The 26,201-nt window shown below is 69.6% G+C and carries 24 protein-coding genes; 14 read left to right on the forward strand and 10 right to left on the reverse strand.

The features are described from left to right. Positions 1 to 521 precede the first annotated feature (521 nt). On the reverse strand, positions 522 to 830 hold the full coding sequence (locus NL114_RS05885) for a non-histone chromosomal MC1 family protein (RefSeq protein ID WP_254823862.1): 309 nt from the start codon (positions 828 to 830) through the stop codon (positions 522 to 524). A 304-nt stretch (positions 831 to 1,134) separates the two neighbouring features. Between NL114_RS05885 and NL114_RS05890 the strand changes: the two genes are divergently transcribed. From NL114_RS05890 to NL114_RS05905, 4 genes are all read left to right on the forward strand, one after another. Then, complete coding sequence (locus NL114_RS05890) at positions 1,135 to 1,332, forward strand: hypothetical protein (RefSeq protein WP_254823863.1); 198 nt, start codon at positions 1,135 to 1,137, stop codon at positions 1,330 to 1,332. A 63-nt stretch (positions 1,333 to 1,395) separates the two neighbouring features. Then, complete coding sequence (locus NL114_RS05895) at positions 1,396 to 2,457, forward strand: quinone-dependent dihydroorotate dehydrogenase (RefSeq protein ID WP_254823864.1); 1,062 nt, start codon at positions 1,396 to 1,398, stop codon at positions 2,455 to 2,457. Positions 2,458 to 2,544: 87 nt separating this feature from the next. Beyond that, positions 2,545 to 3,303, forward strand: coding sequence for an NAD-dependent glucose-6-phosphate dehydrogenase Azf (azf, locus tag NL114_RS05900; RefSeq protein WP_254823865.1), 759 nt, complete (start codon positions 2,545 to 2,547; stop codon positions 3,301 to 3,303). A 347-nt stretch (positions 3,304 to 3,650) separates the two neighbouring features. Next, on the forward strand, positions 3,651 to 4,649 hold the full coding sequence (locus tag NL114_RS05905) for a replication factor C small subunit (protein ID WP_254823866.1): 999 nt from the start codon (positions 3,651 to 3,653) through the stop codon (positions 4,647 to 4,649). Between the two features lie 103 nt (positions 4,650 to 4,752). Here NL114_RS05905 and NL114_RS05910 read toward each other — a convergent pair whose 3' ends face one another. Next, a complete protein-coding gene (locus NL114_RS05910; protein ID WP_254823867.1) occupies positions 4,753 to 5,412 on the reverse strand; it encodes a hypothetical protein in 660 nt (219 codons plus the stop codon). Positions 5,413 to 5,610: 198 nt separating this feature from the next. Here NL114_RS05910 and thrC point away from each other — a divergent pair, with 198 nt between their 5' ends. The 3 genes from thrC (at position 5,611) to NL114_RS05925 (ending at position 7,820) form a co-directional block, all read left to right on the forward strand. Then, entirely contained in the window at positions 5,611 to 6,939 is a 1,329-nt protein-coding gene (gene thrC / locus NL114_RS05915; RefSeq protein ID WP_254823868.1) for a threonine synthase, read from the forward strand. A 122-nt stretch (positions 6,940 to 7,061) separates the two neighbouring features. Continuing rightward, positions 7,062 to 7,451, forward strand: a complete 390-nt coding sequence (locus NL114_RS05920; protein WP_254823869.1) for a hypothetical protein — start codon at positions 7,062 to 7,064, stop codon at positions 7,449 to 7,451. An 87-nt stretch (positions 7,452 to 7,538) separates the two neighbouring features. Continuing rightward, positions 7,539 to 7,820, forward strand: coding sequence for a hypothetical protein (locus NL114_RS05925; protein ID WP_254823870.1), 282 nt, complete (start codon positions 7,539 to 7,541; stop codon positions 7,818 to 7,820). Between the two features lie 134 nt (positions 7,821 to 7,954). Here NL114_RS05925 and NL114_RS05930 read toward each other — a convergent pair whose 3' ends face one another. Beyond that, positions 7,955 to 10,597, reverse strand: coding sequence for a prolyl oligopeptidase family serine peptidase (locus tag NL114_RS05930; protein WP_254823871.1), 2,643 nt, complete (start codon positions 10,595 to 10,597; stop codon positions 7,955 to 7,957). A 150-nt stretch (positions 10,598 to 10,747) separates the two neighbouring features. Here NL114_RS05930 and NL114_RS05935 point away from each other — a divergent pair, with 150 nt between their 5' ends. The 3 genes from NL114_RS05935 to NL114_RS05945 all read left to right on the forward strand — a co-directional run bounded on the left by NL114_RS05935 (position 10,748) and on the right by NL114_RS05945 (position 13,413). Next, on the forward strand, positions 10,748 to 11,749 hold the full coding sequence (locus tag NL114_RS05935; protein WP_254823872.1) for an ABC transporter ATP-binding protein: 1,002 nt from the start codon (positions 10,748 to 10,750) through the stop codon (positions 11,747 to 11,749). Then, positions 11,742 to 12,602, forward strand: a complete 861-nt coding sequence (locus NL114_RS05940; RefSeq protein ID WP_254823873.1) for an ABC transporter permease — start codon at positions 11,742 to 11,744, stop codon at positions 12,600 to 12,602. Before NL114_RS05935 ends, NL114_RS05940 begins: the two co-directional genes overlap by 8 nt. Before the next feature lie 82 nt (positions 12,603 to 12,684). After that, the gene (locus NL114_RS05945) at positions 12,685 to 13,413 is read left to right on the forward strand and encodes a hypothetical protein (protein ID WP_254823874.1); all 729 of its coding nucleotides are present in this window, start codon (positions 12,685 to 12,687) and stop codon (positions 13,411 to 13,413) included. 24 nt (positions 13,414 to 13,437) lie between these two features. Here NL114_RS05945 and lpdA read toward each other — a convergent pair whose 3' ends face one another. The 3 genes from lpdA to NL114_RS05960 all read right to left on the reverse strand — a co-directional run bounded on the left by lpdA (position 13,438) and on the right by NL114_RS05960 (position 16,370). Next, on the reverse strand, positions 13,438 to 14,859 hold the full coding sequence (gene lpdA, locus NL114_RS05950; RefSeq protein WP_254823875.1) for a dihydrolipoyl dehydrogenase: 1,422 nt from the start codon (positions 14,857 to 14,859) through the stop codon (positions 13,438 to 13,440). 832 nt (positions 14,860 to 15,691) lie between these two features. Next, positions 15,692 to 15,925, reverse strand: coding sequence for a DUF8001 family protein (locus NL114_RS05955; protein WP_254823876.1), 234 nt, complete (start codon positions 15,923 to 15,925; stop codon positions 15,692 to 15,694). A gap of 73 nt (positions 15,926 to 15,998) precedes the next feature. Beyond that, positions 15,999 to 16,370, reverse strand: coding sequence for a winged helix-turn-helix transcriptional regulator (locus NL114_RS05960; protein WP_254823877.1), 372 nt, complete (start codon positions 16,368 to 16,370; stop codon positions 15,999 to 16,001). Positions 16,371 to 16,541: 171 nt separating this feature from the next. On the opposite strand from NL114_RS05960, the gene NL114_RS05965 reads away from it, so the two are divergent. From NL114_RS05965 to cofH, 4 genes are all read left to right on the forward strand, one after another. Beyond that, complete coding sequence (locus NL114_RS05965; protein ID WP_254823878.1) at positions 16,542 to 17,567, forward strand: sodium:calcium antiporter; 1,026 nt, start codon at positions 16,542 to 16,544, stop codon at positions 17,565 to 17,567. A 215-nt stretch (positions 17,568 to 17,782) separates the two neighbouring features. Further along, the gene (locus NL114_RS05970) at positions 17,783 to 18,886 is read left to right on the forward strand and encodes an ABC transporter ATP-binding protein (protein WP_254823879.1); all 1,104 of its coding nucleotides are present in this window, start codon (positions 17,783 to 17,785) and stop codon (positions 18,884 to 18,886) included. Further along, complete coding sequence (locus tag NL114_RS05975; protein ID WP_254823880.1) at positions 18,883 to 19,851, forward strand: ABC transporter permease; 969 nt, start codon at positions 18,883 to 18,885, stop codon at positions 19,849 to 19,851. The genes NL114_RS05970 and NL114_RS05975 overlap by 4 nt, the downstream gene beginning before the upstream one ends. 113 nt (positions 19,852 to 19,964) lie before the next feature. Continuing rightward, positions 19,965 to 21,371, forward strand: a complete 1,407-nt coding sequence (cofH, locus tag NL114_RS05980) for a 7,8-didemethyl-8-hydroxy-5-deazariboflavin synthase subunit CofH (RefSeq protein ID WP_254823881.1) — start codon at positions 19,965 to 19,967, stop codon at positions 21,369 to 21,371. Between the two features lie 131 nt (positions 21,372 to 21,502). Here the strand turns inward: cofH and cofG are convergent, their stop codons facing one another. From cofG to NL114_RS06000, 4 genes are all read right to left on the reverse strand, one after another. Then, complete coding sequence (gene cofG, locus NL114_RS05985; protein WP_254823882.1) at positions 21,503 to 22,627, reverse strand: 7,8-didemethyl-8-hydroxy-5-deazariboflavin synthase subunit CofG; 1,125 nt, start codon at positions 22,625 to 22,627, stop codon at positions 21,503 to 21,505. Positions 22,628 to 23,082: 455 nt separating this feature from the next. Next, positions 23,083 to 23,790, reverse strand: a complete 708-nt coding sequence (gene cofC / locus NL114_RS05990) for a 2-phospho-L-lactate guanylyltransferase (RefSeq protein ID WP_254823883.1) — start codon at positions 23,788 to 23,790, stop codon at positions 23,083 to 23,085. Between the two features lie 27 nt (positions 23,791 to 23,817). Further along, positions 23,818 to 24,990: a tubulin/FtsZ family protein gene (locus tag NL114_RS05995; protein WP_254823884.1), complete on the reverse strand. Its 1,173-nt coding sequence runs from the start codon at positions 24,988 to 24,990 to the stop codon at positions 23,818 to 23,820. A gap of 149 nt (positions 24,991 to 25,139) precedes the next feature. Then, positions 25,140 to 26,144 (reverse strand): complex I NDUFA9 subunit family protein, encoded by a 1,005-nt coding sequence (locus NL114_RS06000; protein ID WP_254823885.1) that lies wholly within the window; start codon positions 26,142 to 26,144, stop codon positions 25,140 to 25,142. Positions 26,145 to 26,201 lie beyond the last annotated feature (57 nt).

Genomic DNA, 26,201 nt, shown 5'->3' on the forward strand with positions numbered 1-26,201 from the left:
AACCCACCGGACCTCGTTCAGGTCCGGGACGCCCGTGAGGGCGCCCCGTTCACATTACCACCGAACGCCCATTATCATATAAGGGCGTCGATGGCCTCCCGCCGCCCTGTGTCGATTCGGGCGGCGGGTGCGTACTTCAACCGAAACGCCCTGTGCCCCATAAGGGCGTCGGAACGTTCCGGCCGACCACGGGGGCAGCCCGGGAACGAGTCCAGGGTGAGTGCCCCGCGGCGCTTCGCATTCCATTCGAAGCCGGTGTTACACTTAACCCCGTCGGAGTGAACCCGCCGTGTGCCGGCGTTACACGGCACATGCCGCCACGGCACGCTGGCGCGCGCCACCCCCACGAGGGGGCGACTCATATGTTCACCAGCTGGTATGAAGGTGATGTCACGCGGCTGGAGGCCGGGCGGTCATCCCGCGCTGGCACGCCGTCCCGCCGGATGAGGGCCGCGCATTCGACGGTGCGGCCGCTGTCGGGTTAGCCCTTCGGGAGTTCGCCGGAGAGGAGACGGCGAGGATCAGATGGAGTCGAGGTGTTCGATACCCTTCTTCGAGACGTTGGCCTCGGTGATCTCGGTCGGCATCCAGCCGGGCTTGTCGTCGGGGGCGGTCTCGGTCCACGCCCAGCCGTCGTAGATATGGACCTTCTTGGTACCTTTCTCCCGGAGCCGGAGCTCGTGATGCTCGGCCTGCTGTTCACTCTTGGCCGGGTCCAGCCGTCGGGCCGCCTTCAGTGCGGCCTGCCGTGGTGTCCGTCCGGAGAACACGCTTGTCTCGTTGCCGATGTCGTCCCGGAGCGCGAAGTTCCGCTTGTCGTCTTCGACCATTGGTTGTGACCTCCATGCGGGATGTCAACACCACCAAATATAAATATACCCCCCGAATCCGCCGCTCGGCGGGCGATTTCAGCCCAGAGATCGGCGGCTCGGTGGGGCGACTGCCACATCCGGGACACCAGGTCAGGTGGCTGCGCCGACCCCGGCTCGTGGCGTCCGCGATTGCCCTGCTCCATCCCCCGGCTCGCACGCGCGTGCAGGCACGCGAGGGACGTGGATGTGAAGAGAGCCGAATCCAGGGGCGGGGCACGGTACACTTATGTATGCCGTGTGGTGAACTTGGCCCACGTACTCGATGGTTCGCAAGAAGAAGCTCTCTCCGAGTGGCGCGAAGGACGAGAACGGGGAGTACCACAACGTCCACGTCAATCTGCACGAGGACGAACTCGCGGTCGCCGGGATGGAGATCGGTGACGAGGTGTTCGTCCGCGTGCGCGACGGGAAAATCATCATCCAGAAGGCCGACCCTGACGAGGTCGAACACGAGTTCTGAGCCACGCCACCGAAGCGACGCGGACCGCCGCGCTTATTCTCGCGCCACGCCGCCCAACGACCGATGGGACTCTCGCTCTACGACATCGCGAAGCCGCTCCTCTTCTCGCTCCCACCGGAGACGGCCCACGAGATCACCCTGCGTGGTCTCGCGGCTGTCCAGGACACATCGGTCGAGTCGCTCCTTCGGCGCCAGCTGACGGTCGATGACGACCGACTCTCCGTCGAGGCGTTCGGCCAGTCGTTCCCCTCGCCGGTCGGTGTCGCCGCGGGCCTCGACAAGAACGCTCGCGTCGCCCCCGCGCTGGCCGCGCTCGGCTTCGGCCACGTCGAGGTGGGCGGCGTCACCGCCGAACAGCAGGCCGGCAACCCCCGGCCACGGATGTTCCGCCTGCCCGAGGACCACGCCATCATCAACCGGATGGGCTTCAACAACGACGGCGCCGACGCCATCGGCCCGCGTGTCTCGGCGCACGCGGCCACACTGGACGTTCCGCTGGGTGCCAACATCGGGAAGTCCAAATCCGCACCGCTGGAGACGGCCGAGGACGACTACCGCTACACGTACGAGCGCGTCTCGGACGCGGACTTCTTCGTCGTCAACGTCTCCAGCCCGAACACGCCGGGACTGCGCGACCTCCAGAACCGTGACCGCCTCGCGAGCATCCTCGGGACCCTCCGCGACGCGGGCGCCGACCCGCTCCTCGTGAAACTCTCCCCGGACCTGGGTGAGGGAGCCATCGAAGATGCCATCGGCGTGGTGAACGACCTCGACCTCGACGGCATCGTCGCGACCAACACCACCACGCGGCGGCCGGCCTCGTTGCGCTCTCCGAACGCGACCGAGGACGGCGGGCTCTCGGGCGCGCCGCTCGAACGACACGCCACCGAGGCGGTCCGCTTCGTCGCCGAGCGGACGGATGTCCCGGTTGTAGGCGTCGGGGGCGTCGCCTCGGCGGAGGGAGCCTACGCGAAGATCCGGGCGGGCGCACGCGTGGTCCAGCTGTACACCGGCCTCGTCTACGAGGGCCCGACGCTGGCGCGAGATATCAACCGCGGCCTGCTCGACCTGCTCGACCGCGACGGCTTCGATTCGGTGGCCGACGCCGTCGGTGCGGACCTGTAGTCGCCCCGGACACGGGGCTGGCGGTCGCGCACGGGCGTGGACGCCAACCACACGTTACTTACTCCGGCCACGCCACGACTCGACCGAATGGACGACACCGTGCTGCTGACCGGCGCCGGGGGGTACGTCGGTGGCGCAATCCTGGACGGTATCGGCGACGAGTACGACTGGCGCCTCCTCTATCACAACCCGCCGGCCGAGGAGCCCGATCACCCCTACATGGTCGGCGAGATCACCGAACCCGAGGACGCCAGGGAGGCCTGCGAGGGTGTCGGCGCGGTCATCCACCTCGCTGGCGACCCCCGCCCCGACGCCCCGTGGGACTCGGTCCTCGAGAACAACATCCACGGGACGAAGGTGATGTTCGACGCGGCGCTCGAGGCCGGCGTCGAGAAGTTCGTCTACGCCTCCTCGAACCACGCCGTGGGCCACTTCGAGACCGAGCGCAAGCCCGACCTCTACCAGCCCGAGGACGACTTCCGCCTCGACGGCACCGAACTCCCCCGCCCTGGCAACTTCTACGGCGTCTCCAAGGCCGCCGGCGAGACGCTCGGCCGCTTCTACCACGACGAACACGACCTCTCCGTCTGCTGTATCCGCATCGGCAACCTCACGAAAGGTCACCCCCCCATCGACTACGAGCGCGGGCAGGCGATGTGGTTGTCCTATCCCGACTGTGCGCACCTGCACGCGTGCGCGCTGGAGGCCGACTACGGCTACGAGATCGTCTACGGCATCTCCGACAACGACCGCAAGTACTACTCGCTGGAGCGGGCGAAAGAGGCCCTCGGCTACGACCCGCAGGACAACTCCGCCGAGTGGGACGGCGAGGAGAAGGTCGCTTAGAACACGCGATATAGCCCAGATCGTATCCACTATCGAAATAAGTCAGATATTCTGGATTTATCCGCCAGTTTGAGCGGCACAGAAGGCGCTACCGAAGCCCTCGCGCTCTCGACCGGTTGCGACTCGCTGCGCGCGCTCGCTCCGCTCGCGTGCTTACTTCGTCTCACCGGGCCGAGACCGCTCGCCCTTCGATTCCGCCAGGAGCGGGGTTCGTGTCACGAGCGCGTCGCCCTGCCCTTCCCCGGGTCGCCCAGGGTCGCGGGCGAGCCGCGACCCATGCGCTCCCAGCCTCTGGATTGTCGCGCCTCGCTCGGACAATTGAAGTCCGGGGCCGGCGAGGGACAGGTATGAGCGAACCCGGGGAGCCCGCCGCCGACGCGCCCGCCGCGTCCGAGCGCGGCCGGGAGGTCTGGATCGAGAAGTACCGCCCCCAGTCGCTGGACGACATCGTCGGCCAGGACACCATCGTCGAGCGGCTCAAATCGTACATCAACCGGCAAGATTTGCCCCACCTACTTTTTGCGGGCCCGGCAGGTGTGGGAAAAACCACCGCCTCGGTAGCCATCGCCAAGGAGATCTACGGCGACGACTGGCGCGAGAACTTCCTCGAGCTGAACGCCAGCGACCAGCGCGGCATCGACGTGGTCCGGGACCGCATCAAGAGCTTCGCGCGCGCGTCGTTCGGTGGATATGATTACCGAGTGATATTTCTGGACGAGGCGGACGCGCTCACGAGTGACGCCCAGGGCGCGCTCCGGCGGACGATGGAGCAGTTCTCCAACAACACCCGCTTCATCCTCTCGTGTAACTACTCCTCGCAGATCATCGACCCCATCCAGTCCCGGTGTGCCGTCTTCCGGTTCTCGCCGCTGGGCGACGACGCCGTCGAGGCACAGATCCGGCAGATCGCCGAGAACGAGGACATCGAACTTACGGAAGCCGGCCTCGACGCGCTCGTCTACGCGGCGGGCGGGGACATGCGCAAGGCCATCAACGGACTGCAGGCCGCCGCGGTGATGGGTGAGACCGTCGACGAGGAGGCCGTCTACGCCATCACCTCGACCGCGCGCCCGGAGGAGATCAACGGGATGGTCCAGCGTGCGCTCGACGGGGACTTCACCGCCGCGCGGTCGAAACTCGACGAGCTGCTCACGGAGTCGGGGATCGCGGGCGGCGACATCATCGACCAGCTCCATCGGTCGGTCTGGGAGTTCGACATCGACGATGAGGCCGCGGTCCGGCTGATGGACCGGGTCGGCGAGGCCGACTACCGCATCACCGCGGGCGCCAACGAGCAGATCCAGCTGGAGGCGCTGCTCGCGTCGCTCGCGCTCGACGGCGACTGAGCCGACGCGTCGGGCTCGGGCCGAACGCGGCTCCCGTCGCTATCGGATGCGGCGTTCGCGAAGAAGGGATAGCCGTTCGGAGTTCTATCGGGGAGTACCGACTTCAGACCGGGAGGCCCGGACCGGGGAGGCTCGGCAGGTCGTCGCCCGGGAGACCCGGCAGCTCGTCACCAGGGAGACCAGGGGCCTCGGGCGGGCTCGGGAGTCCGGGGTCCTCCGGCGGGCTGGGCGAGATCGGCGGGCTCGGGAGACCGGGGGCGCCGCCGCCACCGGGGCTCTCGGTCGCCGTCTCGCAGGGGTTCGACGCGCCCTCCGGCGGGAGCGTACACTCGACGGAGCCGCCGACGGTGTTGCCGGCCACGGAGACGTTGCCGCCGCCACCGACGGTCCCCTCCTGGGCCTCGGCGTCGACACCGCCGCCACCGTTGGCGTTGGCCGCGACCGGGCCGCCACTGACGGAGACGCCGCCCTCACCGTTGCCACCGGACGGGCCGGCCGCGACCGTCACGCCGCCGTCCGCGCCGCCCTGACTGGTTCCGCCACCGCCGGCGACCTCGACGGTCACGCCATCAGCCCCGCCGTCGACGTTCACCACACCGTCGGCGACGCCGCCGGTATCGCCACCGTCGGCGATACCGAGCCCGTCACCGATTCCGAGGCCGCCATCGTCGCCCGCAGCAGCGGCCGGGCTCGCGAGGAGCCCGAGGGCCACGAGTGCGGTTATCGTTGCTGTTGCCATCATCCGGACGCGTGTGCGGTCCATGATACATACTACCAGCAATGGTGATTGACCGTGTAGTTAGTGCCGGGACCCACCGGCGATTTAAATGAACGGTCAATACAGGGGCACGAAACGACTAGCCTGTCGCCGCGCCGCCGGGTCGGCGGCGAGGGAGCCACGACAAGAGCCGCGGCCACCGGTACCAATCGGTTTTTCCACGCGTGCCGCACAATCTCGGGCATGACCGACCTGTCGCTCCCGGCCGAGCCCGAGGTTCCCGATGTCGCCACGGACGGCGTCTGGCTGACCTGCATCGACTGCGGCGAGACGCACGCGCCGTTCGACGATATCATCTACACCTGCCCGGACTGCGGAGCACTGCTGGAGGCCCGCTACGACTCGTACCCCGGCTTCGACGACTTCGAGGGCCCGAAGTCGGTGTGGCGCTACAGCGCCGCGCTTCCCTTCTCCGAGGGGGTGACGCTCCCGGAGGGCGGGACGCCACTCCACCGCGTCCCACGCCTCGAAGACGACCTCGGAGTCCGCAACCTCCGCATCAAGCACGAGGGCATGAACCCGACGGGGTCGTTCAAGGACCGCGGGATGACCGTCGGCGTGAAGGTCGCAGAGCGTCTGGGCGTGGACCGGCTCGCCTGTGCCTCGACCGGGAACACCTCGGCCGCGCTCGCGGCGTATGGCGGCCGCGCGGACCTGGAGACGCTGGTGCTCCTGCCGGCCGGGAAGGTCGCCGCCGGGAAGATCGCCCAGGCCGCGCTCCACGACGCGCGCATCCTGGAGGTCGAGGGGAACTTCGACGCCTGCCTCGACCGCGTGCAGGACCTCGCGGACCGCGGCGAGGCGTATCTGCTGAACTCGCTCAACCCCTTCCGGCTGGAGGGGCAGAAGACCATCGGCCTCGAGATACTGGAGGAGTTCTACGACGACCACGGCCGCTTCCCCGACCGCATCTGCCTCCCGGTCGGCAACGCCGGCAACACCGCGGCGCTGTACAAGTGCTTCCGCGAGCTGGTCCGGAGCGGCGACCTCGCACCCGGCGACGTGCCGAAACTGACGGGCGTACAGGCCGAGGGCGCGGCGCCGATGGTCGAGGCAATCGAGGAGGGACTCGATGACACTCGCCGCTGGGAGGACGTCGAGACCATCGCGACGGCCATCCGCATCGGGAACCCGGTCAACGCCCCGAAGGCGCTCCCGGGCATCCGCGAGACGGGCGGCACCGCGGTCTCGGTGAGCGACGAGGAGATCACGACGGCCCAGCGCGACCTCGCGCGCGAGGGCGTCGGCGTCGAACCCGCATCGGCCGCGTCGGTCGCGGGCCTGCGCAAACTCCGCCGGCAGGGCGAGGTCGACGCCGGCGAGGACGTGGTCTGCCTGACGACGGGCCACCTCCTGAAGGACCCCGACGCGGCCGCGAAAGCGGGCGCGGACCCCGAACCGGTCCCGAACGACACGGACGATATCCTCGCACACCTCGCGGGCGAGTCGGTCGCGGCCGGCGGAAGCGGGGACGCGGAGGGCCTGCTCGCGCGGCTGAAGGGCCTGTTCTGAGGCGCGGGTCCCGAGTACGCCCCACGGCCGGCGCGCCCTACCGGAAACGATGGCGTGCGGAGCGCCGACGGGCGTCTGACGCCTCCCGTGGGTACTTGTAACAGGGGTACCCGCGACCCCGCATGGCCTCGACCGAGACCGACCCCGAGTCCGAGACGCAGTTCGTCCGGACGACGGGTCTCGAGGAGCAGCGACCGACCGACGAGCGCACGCGGTTGCGCGCCCGGGTCGCGGACCTGGAGTCCGAGCTCGCGCGCAAGGAGGCCGTCCTCGCCGAGCGCAACGAGGAGATCGCCCGCCTGCGCCACCGACTCGACCGGCGCGAGCAGGCGCTGGCCGAGCGCGAGGCCGACCTGAAGGCGGCGCGCGAGGACCTCGAGAACGCCGAGGAGTGGGCGGAGTTCCTCGACCGCGAGCTGCGGGCCCAGCGCGACCGCGTCGGGTCGCTGGAGGCCCGCGTCGAGTCGCTGGAGTCGCGCTCGTTCCTGGACCGCCTGCGGGACCTCTTCTGAACCCGACCCCGTCGGAGAGGTAGCTGCCAGCCGTCCGTCGCGTGTCTGACGGGGGTTCTTGTCACACCGTACCATACCGACGGGCGGATGGCGTCACGCTCCCCCGAGGCCGCTGGGGACGGATGGGGGCACGACGACGACGAGGAACCGACCGCGACCGCACACCGGGACCCAGCGACAGGGCCCCCGGAGGACCGCCAGCGTCACCTGCGCGCACGGGTCGCCGAACTGGAGGCCGAACTGGACCGCAGCCACGACCGCGTCCAGCGGGTCATCGACCAGTACGAGTCCATCATCGACCAGCGACCGGCGGCGGGGTCCCGGAACCGGGGACCGCTGGCCCGCCTGCGGGACTGGCTCACGGGCTGACCGGCGGCGTGCGAACGCCGCCGGCGCCCACGACACGCACGTCGAGCGGCTGCGCCACCCAGTGACGCGAGACAGCCCGGCCCACGCAGGACGAACAGCCAGTCCTCTGTGGCCGTCCGAGGGGGGTGAGAGAGTCAGAAGGGGCTACCGCCGAGCAGGCCCCCGTCCGCGGCCGCCCCCTCGTCCGCTGGCACCCCGGGCGGCTCGACCGGGAGGTCGGCGGCGGCTCGGTTCTCGTCGCCGCCGCCCGGACCGCCCTGACCACGGGCACAGAGCCGGAGCGTCCGCTCCGTGGTACCGGCATCGACCTCGACCGCCCGCTCGCCGAACGAACCCATGAGCGTCAGCGTGGCGGGCCCGTCGCTCTCGACGACGAGCGTCAGGGGCTGCGTGGGGTCGAGGCCGGCCTCCTCGACGTACACCGTCGCCTCCCCCGCTCCCTCCAGGGTCACGTCCAGTTCGTTCGCGCCAGCGCCCGCGTCCGGCCGCCCGAGAACGCGGGTCCCACGCTTCAGATGTGGGTCGGGGTCCCGGCCGAAGCCACGGAAGTCCTCGGCCAGCGGCTCGGCGTAGCCCTCGACCCGGGAGATGGCGTCGACCAGCCCCGAGCCGGCATCCTCGCGAGGCGTGATGTCGTGGACCCAGTACGCCCCGTCGTGGACCAGCCCCAGGTCACGAAGTTCGGGCGCCACCGCGTCCATCGCGGGCACCGCGCGGTAGGTCACGCGTTCGGGGGCGCGCGTGACGGTCCCGTCACCGAGGAACGCCCCGTCGAGGAACCGCTTGCCCCGCTCCCAGTTGTCCCGCACCGCGAACAGGAAGTGGTCGTAGCCCGGGAACACGTCGAGCTCGTGTGGATAGCCGTGGTCGCGCAGTTGCTGGGCGTAGTTGACCGGGCCCGTCACCGGGACCAGTTCGTCGTTGGCGCCGTTCCACATGAGCAGCGGGACGTGCCGGAGGTTGTCGCTGACCTGCATCACGTTGTGCCGGCTGCCGACGAGGTCGTCGGTCGGGCCACCGGCGGGGTCCTCGTCCGGCGGGCCGACGGTGGCGAACCCCTTCGCGAACAGGTCCGGGTAGTGCGAGGCGAACCGGTAGGTGGCGTAGCCGCCCATCGAGTAGCCGCCGACGGTGACGCGGTCCTCGTCCACGGTGTAGCGCGCCCGGAGGTCGGCCCACGCCTCGAACACGGCGAGTTCGGCCACGTCGTGGTACCACTGACCCGGACCGCGGGCCTCGGGCGTGAGGATCATCGCACCGCGTTCCTCGCCCAGTTCCTGGATGAGGTCCGGCGAGTACACCTCGTACTGGTTGTACGTCCCCGACAGCGAGTGCGGGTGGACGTGCAGCGGCGCGCCCTCGTCGGGGTCGTAATCGGAGGGCACGTACACCGAGTACGGCTGGACGCGCCCGGAGAGCACGTCCTCGTGGCCGGCACTGGCCAGTTCGAAATCACGGCCCGCGACCGACTGGTCCGTGTTGCCCGCGCGGTCCTCGATGCCCTCGCCGTACTCGTACGGACCCGCTCCGGTGCCCGAGTCGAGTCCCTCGAGGTCGACGCGGGAGGCGTACAGCCGGTCGACGAACCCCTCCGTCGGCACGTCGACCTCGGTCACCCCCTCGCGGAGCTTCGCGAAGTCGATGTCGGCGTGGAACCCGAGGAGGAGGCGGTCCGCGAGCGCCTTGGCCTGCCCGTGCTCGCGCCAGTGGCCGAACCCGACCGCGCGCGAGCCGTTGAGCTGTGTCTCCTCGACCTCGCCGAGCAGGTCGCCCGGCCCGGTATCCTCGTCGAACTGGGGCGCGCCCATCGGCTCCTGGTCGGGACTGCGGAACCCGACGTTGAAGACGGGGGGCGCGTCGCTCCCGTTCACGCCGCCGGGCTGATCGGCCGAGGGGCGGTTCGCCACGGGCGCGAACGCGCCGTCACCGTCGTGGATGCCCGTGACGCAGTAGTGGCGCCAGGCGGCGCCGCTCTCGCCACCGCCACCGACGCCGCTGCCGTCGGTCGCGGGCGGTTCGATGGGGACCCGGACCTCGATCTGGTTGCGCTCCGTGTCGACGGAGACGCGGTCGTCGCCGAGCGCCTCCCCGTCGAGTTCGGCGCCGGTCCCCCACGTCACGACGCGGTGCTCGACGGGTGCGCCCAGGTCGCCCAGGCCGTAGCCCCAGTCCTCGACCGCCCCGTCGTTGCCGCTGACGGTGACGTTGTCCGCGCCGGTGTCGATACCGAGCGCGACGATGGCGGCATCCGGCTCGACCATCGTGTTCAGCGTGATCCGGTAGGCGACCTCCTCGTCGCGGTCGCTGTCGGCCGGCGCGTCGACGACCCGGCAGCGGACCTCCAGCAGGTCGGCGGCGTTGTGGCGGTAGACCTCGTCGTCGGTGGGATAGACGTAGTCGCCGGTCGCGCCCCCGTACACTGTGTTCGAGGGCTGGGCCGTCGGCGGGGTTCGGGTGGGACTGGTGTCGGCGCCGTGGTCGTCGTAGACCCAGTCCTGGTAGCGGAACTCGCCGTCCTCGTAGCCGGTCGCGCCCGAGACGAGCAGCGGGTCGGCACTCCATCCAGGGCCGTTCTCGAACTGCGGCGCGACCGCCGGGCTGTCGTAGAGAACGCTCGGCCCGGGCCGGGGCGAGGTGTTGTCCGCGCTACCGCAGGCCGGCGGGGCGTCGGTCCTCCCGTGGTCGGCCGCCGCCGAGCCGGCGACCCCGAGGCCGACCAGCGTGCCGGCCGTCCGGAGGACCGAACGTCGTGCGATACCGTTCCTGTCGTCGTGCATACCCCACCCTGTGTGGACACCAGCGTAGGCCCGCTGCCGTCACACGACGGCCGTTCAAGCGCGTCCCACGAGCCCGAGTCTCGATGACACGACACACGACGAAATGCCGTTTCCGGGCCGCTTAACCGGCTTCGCGGCCTCCATTCGCTAATGACCCTGGCCATCCGGACCGAGGACCTCGTGAAGGACTACGGCGACGTCCGGGCGCTGGACGGCCTCTCGCTGGAGGTGGAGCAGGGGGAGTTCTTCGGCCTGCTCGGCCCCAACGGCGCCGGCAAGACGACCTTCATCAACACGCTGGTCGGCCTCGCGCGGGCGACGGGCGGGACCGCCGAGGTGTTCGGCCACGACGTGGCGGACGACTACCGCGAGGCCCGCAACCGCATCGGCCTCGCCCCCCAGGAGTTCAACGTCGACCGCTTCTTCCCCATCCGCGAGGTGCTCGAACACAAGGCGGGCTACCACGGCGTCCCGCCGGCCGAGGCCTCCGAGCGCGCGGACGAGGCGCTCCGCACCGTCGGCATCTACGACAAGCGCGACACCCGGTTCGACTGGCTGTCGGGCGGGATGAAGCGGCGCTTCCTGCTCGCCCGCGCGCTCGTGACGGACCCGGACCTGCTCATCCTCGACGAGCCGACGGCCGGCGTGGACGTCGAACTGCGGCGGGACCTGTGGGAACTCATCGAGCGGCTCAACGCCGGCGGGACGACCATCCTCCTGACCACCCACTACATCGAGGAGGCCGAACGCCTCTGTGACCGCGTCGCCATCATGGACGAGGGGCGCCGGGTCGAGGTGGCGACGCCGGACGAGCTCCGGGCCCGCGGGACCGACACCGTCCGCCTGACGCTGGCCCAGCGGCCCGCCGCCGTCCCGAGCGCGGTCCGGGCCATCGACGGCGTGCAGGATGCCACCCTCGACGGCGACGGCCTCTCCGTGACGGCCGCGGGCGGCGGCCGCGTCGCGCCCGACCTGATGCGGACGCTGGAGGACGCGGGCCACCGGGTCGTCGATATCGACATCCGGCGGGCCTCGCTGGAGGAGGTGTTCGTCGCCATGACCCGACGGGACGAGGGAGGCGACGGGGCGGAGAACGGTCACGACGCGGAGCGCGAAATCGCCGCGGCCGACGGAGGGTTGCACGATGAGTGACGACCCGGACACCCGGCCCGACGGTGGTGCGCTCGGCGTGAGCACGGACACGGCCCCGAGCGAGCGGGGCGGCCGGGGCGTCGGCTTCCGGTCGCTGCTGAAGCGGGAGATCCTCCGGTTCGTCCGGCGGCCGCGCAACACCTTCCTCCCACCGGCCATCACCAACATCCTCTACTTCGCCGTCTTCGGCGTGGTGCTGGGCGGCCGCATCGACCAGATCGCCGGCTTCGACTACATCCTCTTCATCCTGCCCGGCCTCGTCGTGCTGGGCGCCATCTCCAACGCCTTCGAGAACTCCGCGTTCTCCATCTTCCACGGCAGATGGAACGACTACATCCACGAGGTACTCACCTCGCCGCTGTCGTACCGCGAGCAGGTCGCGGCCTACACGCTCGCCTCGATGCTCCGGGGGCTGATGGTCGGGTTCATCATCGTCGGCGTCGGCCTCGTCTTCCTGCCCTTCGCCATCGACCGGTCGTTCGTCCCCATCGAGCGGCCGTTCTACCTCGTGGCGTTCATGCTCGTCGTCACGACCCTGTTCGCCTCCTTCGGCGTGATGGGTGGGCTCTGGGCCGAGGACTTCGACTACCTGACGGTCCTCAACCAGTTCATCCTCCGGCCGCTCGTGTTCTTCGGCGGCGTCTTCTACTCGCTGGACGTGCTCCCGCCGCTCTACCGGACGCTGTCGCTGCTGAACCCGATGATATACATGGTCAACGGCGTCCGCTACGGCTTCCTCGGCTACGCCGACGTGGACCCCAACGCCTCGCTGGTCGTGCTGACGGGGCTGACGATTGCGGTCATCGCGGCGAACGTGGCGCTGTTCCGGCGTGGGTACGGGCTCATCGACTGATTGCACCGCGAATTCGGGCCGCAGCAGGCCTGAACGACCGTTCGAGCCTAGATTTTTATCAGATACTCGAACTTCGCTAGCTATGCTCGCGGAACTGGCATTCGGGGGGCTGTTCGCGCTGGGGGGCCTGCTGATGATCACGTTCGGCCTCGTCACGTACGCGCGGGGCCGGGTCATCGCCCGTGGACCGAAGACACCGATGGGGAACGAGGGCAAGCAGGTCTACTGCACCGGGACGGTCGCGACCGATAACTGCGAGGTCGGACCGCTGTCGGGCGAGCCCTGCGTCAACTACGTGCTCAAACTGGAGCGGGATTCTGGTGGCGACCACGGCGGCTACACGGATGTCAGCGAGGTGCGGACGACCAACGAGTTCATCGTCGACGAGGGGGACGCCCGCATCCGCTTCGAGCCCGAGATACTGGCGGCCCATCCGGAGATGTTCGAGTACCCGTTCCAGGTCAACTACGCCAAAGAGCGGGTCGAGGACGAGTCGGACATCCCGGAGTCGGTCCGGGAGACGGGGCTCATGGACGACGAGAACCTCTCGCTCACCCGGGAGCGACTCACCGAGGTGCGGCTGGAGCACGGCGACGACGCCTGCTGCGTGGGCACGTTCGAGGGGGACCATCGGGCCGACGCTACCCACCGCTTCCGCTCGGGTGGCGTGACGACCGACTTCAGCAACGAGTCGCCCGAGCAGTTCGAGAAGGGGAACAACCTCGTCTCCGTCGCGGCGTACGTCGTGTTCGGCCTCGGGTTCGCGACCCCAGGGACGGGGATGTTGCTCGTGACGCTCGGGTGGGTCTGAGCCCGCCTCCGACTGCGGGAGGGGTTACCGATTCAGCGTGTGGATTGCCTCGCCGCGCGCGTTCATCACGGCCTCCATCGACGCCTCGGCCAGCGTCGGGTGCGTGTGCACGGTGGAGGCCACGTCCTCCAGACGGGCGCCCATCTCGATGGCGAGCGCGAACTCGGCGATGAGTTCCGATGCCTCGGGCGCGACGATCTGCGCGCCGAGGATGAACTCCGACTCCGCGTCGGCGACGACGCGGACGAACCCCTCGGGGTCGTTCAGCGTGAGCGCGCGGCCGGAGGCGTTCATCGGCATCTGGCCAGTGACGGGCTCGAAGCCGGCCTCCTCGGCCTCGGCCTCGGTCATGCCGACCGTGGCGATCTCGGGGTCCGTGAACACGGCCGCGGGCATCGCCTGGTAATCGAGGCCGGCGGGTTCGCCGGCGACGACCTCGGCGGCCACCTCACCCTCTTTGGAGGCCTTGTGTGCCAGCATCGGCTCGCCGGCCACGTCGCCGATAGCGAACACGTGGTCGACCGCCGTCCGGCACTGGTCGTCGGTCGGGATGAACCCGCGGTCGTCCGTCTCGATGCCCAGCGCCTCCAGGTTCATCGTGTCCGTCACGGGCTCGCGCCCGACCGCCTGCAGGACGAGGTCCGTGTCGAACTCCGTCTCCGTGTCGTCCTCGTCGACGGTCGTGACCCGGAGGCCGGTCGGCGTCTCCTGCCAGGAGTCGGCAGCCTCGCCGAAGCGGAACTCGACGCCCAGTTCCTCCGCGCGCTTGCGGACGACGCGCGAGATGTCGTCCTCGTAGCCCGGCAGGACCGAATCCAGCATCTCGACGACGGTCACGTCGGCGCCGAGCTTCGCGAACGTCGTCGACAGCTCCATGCCGATGTAGCCGGCCCCGACCACGAGCAGGCGCTCGGGCACCTCGTCCAGCGCGAGCGCGCCCGTCGAGGAGATGACGTGCTCGCCGTCGAAGTCGAACGGAACCGCCGTCGGGCGCGAGCCGGTGGCGATGATCGCGTGTTCGAACTCGATGGACTCGCTCCCCTGGCCCTCCCCCTGGTGGGCGACCCGGACCTTGTTCTCGCTCGCGAACTCCGCGCGCCCCTCGACGAGGTTGACGCCGTTGGCCTTGCAGAGCTTCTCGACGCCGCCCGTGAGCTGGTCGACCACCTCGTCCTTCCAGCCCTTCAGCCGGGCCATGTCCACGGCCGGGTCGGCGTGGATACCTATGTCCTCGGCGTTGGCCGCGCCGTGGGCGCGGTCGGCGGCCGTGATGTACGCCTTCGAGGGGATACAGCCCTCGTTGAGGCAGGTCCCGCCGTACGCGTCCTTCTCGACGAGCGTCGTGTCGATACCCTCCTGGGCGGCGCGGATGGCGGCCACGTATCCGCCGGGGCCCGCGCCCACGACGAGGAGGTCCGTTCCGGTGGAGATGTCTCCGACGACCATACCACGGTTCGTGCGGGGGCGGGCATTAAACCTGGCAGGTCTTGCCGCCCCACAAAGCCGAGGATGGCTAAGGTGTGCACGGTCGCGGCGACCGCAGACTCACCTCGAACGGCCACTCACGCTCTCGCCACGATTGCGACAGCCACGATTGCGACAGCCACGACGGAATCACCTCGAGAGCCCCCGCCCGCTCGACTCGCGCGACTCGCTGCGCTCCTCGCTCACTTCGTTCGCTGCGGTGCTTGCGTCGTCGTGCTTCGTCGAGCGGGCGGCCCCTTTTAGTCCCGCCCCGTTGCCTGTGGCACCGAGCGTTCAGGCGTGGTGGTTCCGTCGGAGTGCTAGTGCCCCCACACCTCCCCGCGCGAGCACCGTCGGATGTCGGCGAACACGCTCACTACGTTCGCGGTTCGCCACGGGTGGCGCTCGCGCGCTTCCTGTTCACGGAACCGGCCGACCGACCAACCGCTACCCGGCCGTGAGCCGCGTGGCCGAGCGGTGTGGGGCGCTCCGCGCCCCCGCGAGCGGCGGCAGCCGCGAGCAGCGAGGCCCGCGTGAACTGGGGAAGGGCAGGGCCACCGCTCCGTGCGGCAAACTATCCACGGGTGGGAGTGGAAGGGGCGACGGGCTCGACCCGGCCCGGGCGACGCAAGCACTGGACCGAGCGACCAACGGGAGCGAGGGAAGCGCGCAGCGAGCCCCGGACGGTCGAGCCCGTCGGGGCTTCCTGGATGATGGCGATATTATCCCAATTCGCGAATGAAATCTGCCATGCCCACACCTTCTAGAAAAATGGCCAGCCACAGTCAATATGAGGCCTTTTTAGGACTTCTCCCTACGTCTCGCAGTAGCCGTACTTCCGGATGCACTTCAGCATCTCGTCGCGGTCGTCGTGTTTGTGGAGCCGCGTGGGCGTGTCGCAGTAGTAGGTGTCGCCGTCGAACCGGAGCGTCACGTCGTGCTCGCCGCCGAACGACTTCGTCCGGACGACCACACGGGTCCCGTCCTCGATGGTGGCGAGTAGTTCCTCGGCGTCGCACTCACCCTGCTCGATGGTTTCGGTCGCCATTGACGGGGCGTATGCCGGCCCCCGGCAAGAGCATTCGGCCGGGAACGCCCCAGGCGAGTGGCCGGGGCCGTACTCAGCCCTCGGCCGGCGCGGCGAGGTACTCCTGCCCCCAGTCCCGCATCGCGACGATGATGGGCTCCAGCGAGCGCCCGCGCTCGGTCAGGGAGTACTCCACGCGGAACGGCTTCTCGCTCACGATCTCGCGGGTCACGAGCCCGTGCTCGTCCAGGTCCTCCAGCGAGTCCGAGAGAACCTTCGAGGAGACGCCGTCAACCGCCTCCTTCAGCGCGTTGAATCCGAGCGGCCCCTCCTGCAGCAGCCGATGGATGATGACGGGGTGCCACTTCCGCCCGAGGATGGTGGCGGTCGACGTGATGGGACACCAGTCCTCGCCCGCGCACCAGACCTCCAGGCGCTCGTGCTCCGCCGGGTCGCTCCCGCTCATGCCCCCGCCTACCGCACCACTCGGGATAAGGTTACTGCCGGAAACCGACTACCGTGCAGTAGCGCCGAATTCGGCGATATGAACCGGTAGCTGAGCGAACCAGGCTGTGCTGACGGCAGCGGACGCCGGACACCCCCGAAGTTTTTGCCCCCCCACCGCAACCACCGGGCGATGCTGGTGGAAGTCGCGGAGTTGCTCGGCATCGCCATCGTCGCCACCGTGGCCGTCTGGAAGGGGAGCGATATCCTCGAGTCGGCCGCCCAGAACCTCTCCAGCCACTACGGCCTCCCGCCGGTGGTGCAGGGCGCTGTCGTCGTCGCCATCGGCTCCTCGTTCCCGGAACTGGTGAGCGTCATCCTGAGCACGGCGCCGCCGCCCCTCGGCGCCGGCGAGTTCGACCTCGGCGTGAGCGCCGTCGTCGGCTCCGCGACGTTCAACCTGCTGGTCATCCCGGCGGCGTCGGGGATCTTCTCCGACGAGGTGTCCGCGTCACGGGACATCGTCTACAAGGAGGCCCAGTTCTACATGGTCGCCGTGTCGGCGGTCGTCATCATGTTCGCGCTGGCGGTCATCTACTACCCCGTCCCCGACGACCGACTCGTCGGCACCGTCACCCGGCCGCTGGCGGTCATCCCCGTGCTCCTGTACTGCGTCTACGTCTTCACGCAGTACCAGGATACCACCGACTTCGACGCACCCGAACCCGACGACATGAACGTCCCGAAACAGTGGGGCCTCATGGCACTCAGCCTCGCCATCATCGCGGTCGCGGTCGAGGGGCTGGTCCACTCGGCGGTCGGCTTCGGGGACCTGTTCGAGACGCCATCGTTCCTCTGGGGGCTGACCGTCATCGCCGCGGGGACGTCGCTGCCGGACACGCTGGTCTCGGTCCGCGCGGCGCGGGACGGCCGCGGCGAGACCTCCCTGGCGAACGTCCTCGGAAGCAACATCTTCGACCTGCTGGTGGCGGTTCCGGTCGGCGTATTGCTGGTCGGCGCGGTTCCCATCAACTTCGGCGTCGCCGTCCCGCTGATGGGCTTCCTGACGGTGGCCACCGTCATCGTCTTCGGCTTCCTCCGGACGGACCTCACGCTCTCGACCACCGAGTCGTACGTACTCCTGCTCATCTACGTCGGCTTCATCGCCTGGATGGCCCTGGAGACGTTCGGCGTGCTGGCGTTCATTCCCGGGGCGTAGCGAACCGGCCGAATCGGGCGGGGCGAAAGGCGACGAGACGACGGACACGGGGCCGAGGCGGGTGAGGACCGACCGGCCCGGCCGCACACAGTTCACGACCTCGTAGCGGGGCATCGGTCGTGAACGCCCATCTATAACCCGCCGGCGCCCCTCTACCGACCACCACCAATCACGCGCGCCGCCCGCGTCACGCGCGGCAGCTCTCCACCACACGAATGAGCCACGAGCCACGACAGCGGCGAGGAACGGGGCCCGAACCGGCAGCCGACGGCGGACAGGCGTACGCCATCGCCGGCGAGGGCATCGAGGTGACCTACAGCGACGGTACCCGCGCGGTTCGGGGCGTTGACCTCCACATCCCGCGCGGGGAGTTCTTCGGCTTCCTCGGCCCGAACGGCGCCGGGAAGACGACCACCATCAAGACGCTCGCGACGCTGCTCTCGCCGACCGGCGGCGAGGTCCGGGTCAACGGGTTCGACGTCTCGGCGGAGGCCCGGAAGGTGCGGGAATCCATCGGCTACATGGCCCAGGAGACCAGCGTCGACCCCGAACTCACCGCCCGCGAGAACATCAGGTTCTCCTGCGAGGCGTACGGGGTTCCGCGTAGCGAGCGGGCCGACCGAATCGACGAGCTGCTCGACCTGGCGGATCTCGCCGACGTGGCCGACAAGGAGGCCGACGAGTTCTCCGGCGGGATGAAGAAGCGACTGGACGCCGCGACCGCCCTGGTCCACCGGCCGCCGCTCGTCTTCCTCGACGAGCCCACGACCGGGCTGGACCCGAAGGCGCGCAACCGCCTCTGGGACTACTTCCGCCGCATCAACGACCAGGGGACGACCGTCTTCCTCACGACGCAGTACCTCGAGGAGGCCGACCAGCTCTGTGACCGCCTCTCGGTCATCGCAGAGGGCGAGATCGTCGCGACCGGCTCGCCGGACGAGCTCAAGCGCCGCGTCGGCGGCGAGATCCTCGATATCGAACTCGCCGGCGCGGAGGGTGTCGACGCCGGAAGCGACGGTGACGGGACGGACGCGGACGCCGGCCCTCGCGAGCGGGCCGCCACGGTCGCCCGCGAGACGGACCTGTTCACGAACGCGACCGTCGAGACCACGGCGGAGGGGCTCACCGTCACCGCCGAGGACGCCCGCGCCCACGGGACGGACCTGCTGGTGGCGCTCCGGGACGCGGGCATCGGCGTAACGGGCTTCAACATCCGTGCGCCGACGCTGGACGACGTGTTCCTCGCCATCACCGGCGAGCAGCTGGACGAGGCCGACGAGGCCGACGAGGACGCCGCGGCCGCGGAGGTGACGACATGAGCACGACCGGCGATGGCGGTTCCGACGGCCCGGCGGCGACCGACGGCGGTTCCGCCGAAGGCGGAGCCTCGTCAGAGCTTCGCTCTGACGGCGGCACGACCGCCGCGGCCACTGCGGCCGAAGGGCCGACGCTGGAGCGCTCGGCAAACACGTTCGTCGGCGACGTGTGGACCAACTTCAAGCGCTGGAACCTGAAGGCCGTCCGCAACCCGTTCGTGCTGGTCGTCTCGCTCGTCCAGCCCATCATCTTCCTCGTTCTCTTCACGCAGGTGTTCGGCAACATCGCCGGCCGCGCCCTGCCGGGTGGCATCTCCTACGAGACCTACCTCGTCCCGGCCATCGCCATCCAGGTGTCGCTGGCCGCCGCTGTCACCTCCGGCGTGGGGCTGGTCAACGACATCGAGGAGGGGATGTTCGAGAAGGTGCTCGTCAGCCCGATGAACCGGACGGCGGTCTTTTTGGGGAAGACGCTGGCCGAACTGCTCCGCATTGGCATCCAGATCTGCATCATCCTCGTGCTCGGCGTCGCGCTCGGCGCGGAGGTCGCCACCGGCGTCGCCGGCGCGCTCGGCATCGTCGCCGTCGGGGTGCTGTTCTCGCTGTGGTTCATCTCCTTCTCGAACACGCTGGCCGTGGTGACGAAGGACCAGGAGTCGACCATCATCGCCGCGAACCTGCTGCAGTTCCCGCTCCTCTTCCTCTCCTCGGCGTTCCTCCCACTGGAGGCGCTGCCGGGGTGGATACAGACCGTCGCCACGCTCAACCCTGTGACGTACGGCGTGGACGCCGCCCGCGCCATCATCCTCGATGCGGACGTGATGACCGTCATCGACGTGTCGCTGGGCTACGGCGCCGCCCTCGACACCATCGTCCCCGCGGTGGCCGTGCTGGGCGCACTCGACCTCGTCCTCGGGGCCGTCGCCGTCTACATGCTCTCGCGCGCGACCAGTTCGAAGGTCCGGTAGCCGGTCCGACCAGTTCCGCGGCAGCGGCGACGCCGTCGCGGTGCCGTCCCCGGAACCACCCCCACTCCGCCGCACCCGTTGTGCCTTTGTACCTCCGCATGGGAGGGTGGGGCATGGACACGTTCGAGGCGCCCGCCGACACGGGCGTCCCCCGTGGCCGGTTCGGGTTCGACCACCGGCCGGTCACGGACCAGTCGTTCGAGAACGCGCTCGCGAAGGCCCGCGCGGGCGAGCGCCTCGATGTCGACGACGCCATCGAACTCCTCACGACGGGTACCGCGACGGACGGCATCGACCACGCCCGCAAGGAACTCGTCCTCGAGGCCGCGGACCGCCGGCGTGCCGAGGTCGTCGGCGAGGAAGTCACGTTCGTCGCGAACCTCAACAACAACGTCACCACGGCGTGCAACACGGGCTGTCTGTTCTGCAACTTCAAGGACACCGCGGCGAACTTCGAGACCGACAGCGATGTCGAGCACGCGGGCTTCACCAAGACGCCCGCCGAATCCCGCGCCATCGTCCGGGACGCCCTCGAACGGGGCATCTACGAGGTCACCTCCGTCTCCGGCCTGCACCCGGCGTTCGCGCTGGACGCCGAGCACCACGAGGCCCTCGCCGCGTACGACGACCCGGCGAGCGAGGTGAACTACAAGCCCCCCGAGCGATACGACACCGACCCCGGCACGTACGTCGAGCAGATGCGCGCGATGTCGGTCGACGGCGCGCACCTCCACTCGATGACCCCGGAGGAGGCCTACCACGCCAAACGCGGGACGGACCGCTCCTACCGCGAGACGTACCGCCGGCTCCGCGACGCGGGCCTCGATTCGGTTCCGGGGACAGCAGCCGAGATTCTCGTCGACGAGGTGCGCGATGTCATCTGCCCCGGCAAGATCGGCACGGACGACTGGCTCGACGCGATGGAGGCGGCCGCCGATGCCGGGTTGCCGACGACCGCGACCATCATGTACGGCCACGTCGAGAACGAGGCCCACCGCGCCCTGCATCTGGACCGCATCCGGGACCTGCAGGACCGGACCGGCGCCATCACGGAGTTCGTCCCCCTCTCGTTCGTCCACGAGACGACGCCGCTGTACGAGCGCGGCGTCGTCGATGGGGGGGCGACCACGACCGAGGACGAACTGATGATCGCGGTCTCGCGGCTCTACCTCGACAACGTCGACCACATCCAGTCCTCGTGGGTGAAGTACGGCGACGAGCAGGGCCTGAAGATGCTCTCCTGCGGGGCGGACGACTTCATGGGCACCATCCTCTCGGAGGAGATCACGAAGCGCGCGGGCGGCGGACACGGGGAGTTCCGCTCGTTCGACGAGTACGCGCGGATGGTCCGTGCGGTCGGTCGGGTCCCGGTCGAGCGCTCGACGGACTACGAGCAGCGCCGCGTCCTCGACGGCGAGGGACCACACGGCCCCGAACTGGGCCCGCAGGCCGACGGCACGCCACTCCTGCGCCCGGCCGAACGCGACACCTCGGGCGAGGCCGCCAGCGCCGACGACTGACGGCTGTCGAGGTTACGTCGCACACCGAGTAATCCGCCAGACATCTTCCGAATTGGAACGGTAATAGACCAAACCTGATTTTCGAGGGCAAACACCAGTGAGATGCCAATAACTCTGATTCCATTCGCGTTTCAGTCCCCGGCGGCTTCGGTGGCCTCCCCACCGAGGACCGCCCGGTAGCGCGCGCCGGCATCGTCCTCGGCCCGGAGCGCCCGGCGGACGGGTGGCGCGACCCACGCCCGGCCGCCGTCCTCGAGGAACCGCTCGTACACCGGCAGGCGCTCGCGGAGCGGGACGCCCGCCTCGTCGGCCAGGTGCTCCAACTGCCGGAGCTCGGGCCACTCGTAGTCCGGGTTGACGTGGTCGACGGTGACGGGCGAGACGCCGCCGAGGTCGTCGATACCACAGTCGAGCAGGTCGCGGACCGGCGCGAGGTTCGGCGGCGCCTGCACGCTCACCGCCTCTGGGAGACAGCGACGCGCCATCGCGACGGCCTCCCGGAGCTCCTCGAGCGACGGTTCGCCGCCGCGCCAGCGCTCGTTCTCGCTCACGGGCTGGACGATGACCTCCTGGACGTGGCCGTACCGCTCGTGCAGGTCACGGATGGCGAGCAGCGAGACCGCGCGGTCGCGCCGGCTCTCGCCGATTCCGACCAGGATTCCGGTCGTGAACGGCACCCCGAGTTCACCCGCGATGCGGATGGTCCGGAGCCGCTGTCCGGGGTTCTTCGCGCGCGGCCCGCCGTGGGCGCGTACGTCCGCGGTCGTCTCCAGCATGGTCCCCATCGAGGCGTTCACGTCGGCGACGGCGGCCATCTCCTCACGCGTCTGGTCGCCCGGATTCGAGTGTGGGAGGAGCCCGGCATCCAGCGCGATCTCGCACGCCTCCCGCAGATAGGAGTGGATGGAGTCGTGGCCGTACTCGTCGAGCTGGGCGTGGATCTCGTCGTAGCGGTCGTCCGGGTCGTCGCCGAAGGTGAACAGCGCCTCCGTACACCCCGCGCGGGCGCCGCGCTCGACCGTCTCGCGGATCTCGGCGGGCGACATGAGGCTCGCCTCCCCGGGCGGGTCGTAGTAGGTACAGTAGGTGCAGGTGTACCGACACGCGGTCGTCAGCGGGAGGAAGACGTTCCGCGCGAAGCTGAGTTCCGGGGCCGCCGCCACGTCGGCCGGCGTCGTCGTCAGCAGGTCCTCGACGGCGCGGTCGCTGATGGAGACCTCGACCCCGTACTCCTCGGTCCCGGGTATCGATACCACGGCGCGCTCTGGGGGGGCGACCGACAAGAGCGTTCGGTTCGGCAGAGCGCATCGGGTGGAGGCGGGTCGGTGTTGACGATGTCCTGCGTGGTTATCGGATTGCTCCGCCGGATTCTCTGACGACAGCGCTTCCCTGACCTTCTGGAAAGCCCCCGAGCGCTCCGGGCTCCGGAGGGTCGAGCGACCAGGGGCTTCCAACACAGCTCTATTCGTAATTCCGGTCTCTGCATCTCCCTCCAACTACGTCCCCTACACCCACCGACCAGAGGAGCGGTGCCGCTGGTCACCATCGGCCAGGTACTCGCAGAACGGGATGCCCGGGTGGCCCGGGAAGCAGGGTGCCCTCCTCGTGAACCGCCCCCGTGCCACTGCCCGGATACACCGCGCGAGCACGGCTCGCGCAGTGTTATGTTGGTTCGGAGGCATCAAAATGATTGTCCCTGCGTCGGCCGGCGTCACGCCGAGCCGTCACCGCCGCGAGCGACCCGCACGCGCCCGTCACCGGTCGTGAGCGAGAACCCCGCGTTCCGGAGGTAACGACGCGTCTCGGTCCCCTCGCCGTGGAGCAAGACCTCGACGAGATCGGCACGCTCGTCGATATCGCTCGCCAGCCGGAACGAGTCGACCGTGGCCAGGTCGAGCCCCCGCTCACGGGCGGCCTCGCGGTGGTCGCGGCAGGAGGCTCCGTGGTAGTCCACCCGGAACGACCCGTCCCGGACACAGAGCGCGTTCGTCCCGCCGCCCAGTCCCGGCGCCATGGTCACGTCCGGGTGGCGGCCGTCGACCTCGGCGAACAGGAGCCGTCCGAGGGCGTCCGGCGTCACCAGCGGCAGGTCCGCCATCACGACCGCGACCGGCCGCTCGCGCGAGGGAACGGGAGGCTCCGCCTCGCCCACGAGGTCGCCGGCGAGCCGTGCGTTGACGGCGGTCGTCAGCGGCCGGTCGTCCACGACGACGGCGGCCGACCGCTCCAGCACCGCGTCGTGGGCCGTCTTCGAGAGTACGGTGTACGGGAGGTCCAGCGCCTCGAGGGTCGCGAGCACGTCCTCGAGCATGGCGGCCGCGAACGCGCGGCGCTCGCGCTCGTCGAACAGGGGCGCGAGGCGGGTCTTGGGTGCGCTCGGGTCGAACGGGACGAGCACGTGGGGGTCGGCGTCGGTCACGCGGGCGAGGGGAGGAGCCGCGGCCCCTTAGAACAGCGGTTCGAGCTCCTCGTCGTCGTCGTGGACGAGGCGGTCGAGGTTCTCCGAGGAGGCGTCACGGAGGTCGTCGATGTTGTCCTGGGCCTCGACGGCGACCTGCTGGAGCTCCTTGATGCGCGGGACGTTGGTCACGCCCGACAGCAGAACCACCGAGCGGACCTTGTCGTCCTTCGAGCGCGGGTAGTCCCCGCCCCGAACCTCCATCGAGCCGGTCTCGTCTTCGAGCCACTTCCGCCCGCGCTCTATCCCCTTCCGGTTGAGGTACTTCGGCGGGCCCGCCAGGACCAGGAGCGCCCGTTCGGTCCCACCCACCTCACACGGAAGCGTGAGTCGCCCGAGCGTGGCCTTCCGGACGAGCGAGGTGATGCGGTTCGTGGTCGAGGTGGAATCGATCTCCTCCTCCTCGCCGGTGAACCGCGAGAGCAGGCCGCTCTTGTGGTCGCGGTCCAGCGTCTCGCTGGCGTAGCCCACCGTGGAGACACCGCCGCAGGCGAGCGTGTTGATGATCTCGGAGGAGTCGACGACGGACTCGCCCACCTCGCCGCCCTCCTTGATCTCGCCGGCGCCGAACAGGATGCCGAACCGCTCGACGATCTCGCGGTTGATGTCGGCGTATCCCGACTCCATGGACTCGCCCGACTGGCGCCAGTTGTCGTTGTCGAACACGAGCAGGTTGTCCGTCTCGCGGACGAACGTCTGGAACGAGCGCGCGGCGTTCAGCGTGTAGATGCCACCCTCGTCCGAGCCGGGGAGGATACCCAGCGCGTACACCGGTTCGGTGTAGATCCGCTTGAGGTGCTTCGCGAGGACGGGGCCACCACCCGAACCCGTCCCGCCACCCAGCCCCGCGATGATGAGGAACGCGTCGACCTCGTGGACGGGGATGTTGTCGATGGCGGACTGGACCTCGTCGATGTCCTCCTCGGCGACCTCGGCGCCGAGTTCGTTGTCGGCCCCGACGCCGTGGCCCTTGACCCGCGCCTGCCCGATGAGGACGCGGTTCTCCTCCGGGACGTTGTCCAGGCCCATGAGGTCCGCCTTCGCGGTGTTGACGGCCACGGCGGCGCGGACGATTTCGCTTCCCTCTTCGCGGTCGTACTCGAGGAAGCGGTCGAGCACCTTCCCGCCCGCCTGACCGAAGCCGATCATCGCGAGTTTCATCTGACGGTCACTACCTCACAGGGGGGCGCCGGCGTAGGATAAGTTTTCGGCCGAGACGGGGGTGTTACGGCTCCAAGCGTGCGTCAGGCGTCGGACGGCCACAGCACGCCCGAGGGCGGACCAGCAGCCGTGTCACTCCGTCACCCAGGTCACGCGGTCACACGACCGTCGCCGTCGGCGACGGTGGGGTCGACACCGAGGTAGTCAGCCAGCGTCCGCAGGTCCGCCTCGTCGTAGCCGAAGACGGCCACGTCGTTGTCGTCGGTGGTGTTGTCGAACTTCAGCGACCGGAACTGGTCGCCGCCCATCGGCGCACCGGGGAGTGCCCCGAGCGTCTTCAGGCCGATCCCCGCGAGCGGCATCGGGATGTCGACGACGCTGACCGGCTTGTTGTCGGCGGCGTGGGCCAGCCGCGCGACCTGCGCGAGCGTCAGCACGTCAGGGCCGCCGATCTCGTAGGTCGCACCGACGTGCGGGTCCGCGCGCGCAGCCTCGGCCTCCTCGACGCGCCGGACGGCGGGCGTCGGCCCGTCGGCCTCGTCCTCGTCGTCGGGCGCCTCACCCTCGACGGCCATCGCCAGCATCGGCGCGAGGTCACCGATCCAGATGGGCTGGAAGCGCGTCTTCCCGCCGCCCGGCAGCGGCGTGAAGTAGGGCGGTGCGAGCAGTTTCGTGAAGCCGACGAACTCGTCGCCGTCGCCGAAGACGACGGAGGGCCGGAAGATGGTCCAGTCCACGTCGGCGTTCTTCACGGCCTGCTCGGCCTCGCCCTTCGCCCGGATGTAGTGGGTCGACCCGTTCGGGTCCGCACCGAGCGCGCTCATCTGGACGAACTTCTCGACGCCGTGTTCCTCGGCCGCCCGCAGGCAGTTCTCCGTCCCGCCGAGGTGGACCTCCATGTGGCGCTCGTTGCCCCCCTTCGGCTGGAACAGCGGCGACAGCGCGACCAGGTTCACCACCGCATCCTGCCCCTCGAACGTGGGGACGATGGAGTCGTACGCGGACACGTCGCCGACGACCGTCTCCACGTCCGGGTGGAGGTCGACCTCGCCGGGCGTCCGGGCGAGCGCCGTCACGTCGTGGCCCCGCTCGGCGAGTTCCCGCGTCAGGTTCCGGCCGACGAAGCCGGTGCCGCCGGTGACAAGCACGTTCATGTCCCCGAGTACGTCCGCAAGCGACGTAAAGGCACGCGAAGCGGTACCCCCCGGACG

The organism is Haloglomus halophilum, assembly GCF_024298885.1.
GTDB classification, from domain to species: Archaea; Halobacteriota; Halobacteria; order Halobacteriales; family Haloarculaceae; genus Haloglomus; species Haloglomus halophilum.

What these genes read in the sequence shown, in the direction of transcription:
- NL114_RS05960 (WP_254823877.1), bottom strand. Translation starts at nt 16,370, where the DNA reads ATGAGCGGGAGCGACCCGGCGGAGCACGAGCGCCTGGAGGTCTGGTGC.
- thrC (WP_254823868.1), top strand. Translation starts at nt 5,611, where the DNA reads ATGACCGACCTGTCGCTCCCGGCCGAGCCCGAGGTTCCCGATGTCGCC.
- NL114_RS05885 (WP_254823862.1), bottom strand. Translation starts at nt 830, where the DNA reads ATGGTCGAAGACGACAAGCGGAACTTCGCGCTCCGGGACGACATCGGC.
- NL114_RS05930 (WP_254823871.1), bottom strand. Translation starts at nt 10,597, where the DNA reads ATGCACGACGACAGGAACGGTATCGCACGACGTTCGGTCCTCCGGACG.
- NL114_RS05910 (WP_254823867.1), bottom strand. Translation starts at nt 5,412, where the DNA reads ATGGACCGCACACGCGTCCGGATGATGGCAACAGCAACGATAACCGCA.
- NL114_RS05940 (WP_254823873.1), top strand. Translation starts at nt 11,742, where the DNA reads ATGAGTGACGACCCGGACACCCGGCCCGACGGTGGTGCGCTCGGCGTG.
- NL114_RS05955 (WP_254823876.1), bottom strand. Translation starts at nt 15,925, where the DNA reads ATGGCGACCGAAACCATCGAGCAGGGTGAGTGCGACGCCGAGGAACTA.
- lpdA (WP_254823875.1), bottom strand. Translation starts at nt 14,859, where the DNA reads ATGGTCGTCGGAGACATCTCCACCGGAACGGACCTCCTCGTCGTGGGC.
- NL114_RS05905 (WP_254823866.1), top strand. Translation starts at nt 3,651, where the DNA reads ATGAGCGAACCCGGGGAGCCCGCCGCCGACGCGCCCGCCGCGTCCGAG.
- NL114_RS05925 (WP_254823870.1), top strand. Translation starts at nt 7,539, where the DNA reads ATGGCGTCACGCTCCCCCGAGGCCGCTGGGGACGGATGGGGGCACGAC.
- NL114_RS05935 (WP_254823872.1), top strand. Translation starts at nt 10,748, where the DNA reads ATGACCCTGGCCATCCGGACCGAGGACCTCGTGAAGGACTACGGCGAC.
- NL114_RS05975 (WP_254823880.1), top strand. Translation starts at nt 18,883, where the DNA reads ATGAGCACGACCGGCGATGGCGGTTCCGACGGCCCGGCGGCGACCGAC.
- NL114_RS05995 (WP_254823884.1), bottom strand. Translation starts at nt 24,990, where the DNA reads ATGAAACTCGCGATGATCGGCTTCGGTCAGGCGGGCGGGAAGGTGCTC.
- NL114_RS05965 (WP_254823878.1), top strand. Translation starts at nt 16,542, where the DNA reads ATGCTGGTGGAAGTCGCGGAGTTGCTCGGCATCGCCATCGTCGCCACC.
- NL114_RS05970 (WP_254823879.1), top strand. Translation starts at nt 17,783, where the DNA reads ATGAGCCACGAGCCACGACAGCGGCGAGGAACGGGGCCCGAACCGGCA.
- NL114_RS05890 (WP_254823863.1), top strand. Translation starts at nt 1,135, where the DNA reads ATGGTTCGCAAGAAGAAGCTCTCTCCGAGTGGCGCGAAGGACGAGAAC.
- NL114_RS05895 (WP_254823864.1), top strand. Translation starts at nt 1,396, where the DNA reads ATGGGACTCTCGCTCTACGACATCGCGAAGCCGCTCCTCTTCTCGCTC.
- cofH (WP_254823881.1), top strand. Translation starts at nt 19,965, where the DNA reads ATGGACACGTTCGAGGCGCCCGCCGACACGGGCGTCCCCCGTGGCCGG.
- NL114_RS05920 (WP_254823869.1), top strand. Translation starts at nt 7,062, where the DNA reads ATGGCCTCGACCGAGACCGACCCCGAGTCCGAGACGCAGTTCGTCCGG.
- NL114_RS05945 (WP_254823874.1), top strand. Translation starts at nt 12,685, where the DNA reads ATGCTCGCGGAACTGGCATTCGGGGGGCTGTTCGCGCTGGGGGGCCTG.
- NL114_RS06000 (WP_254823885.1), bottom strand. Translation starts at nt 26,144, where the DNA reads ATGAACGTGCTTGTCACCGGCGGCACCGGCTTCGTCGGCCGGAACCTG.
- azf (WP_254823865.1), top strand. Translation starts at nt 2,545, where the DNA reads ATGGACGACACCGTGCTGCTGACCGGCGCCGGGGGGTACGTCGGTGGC.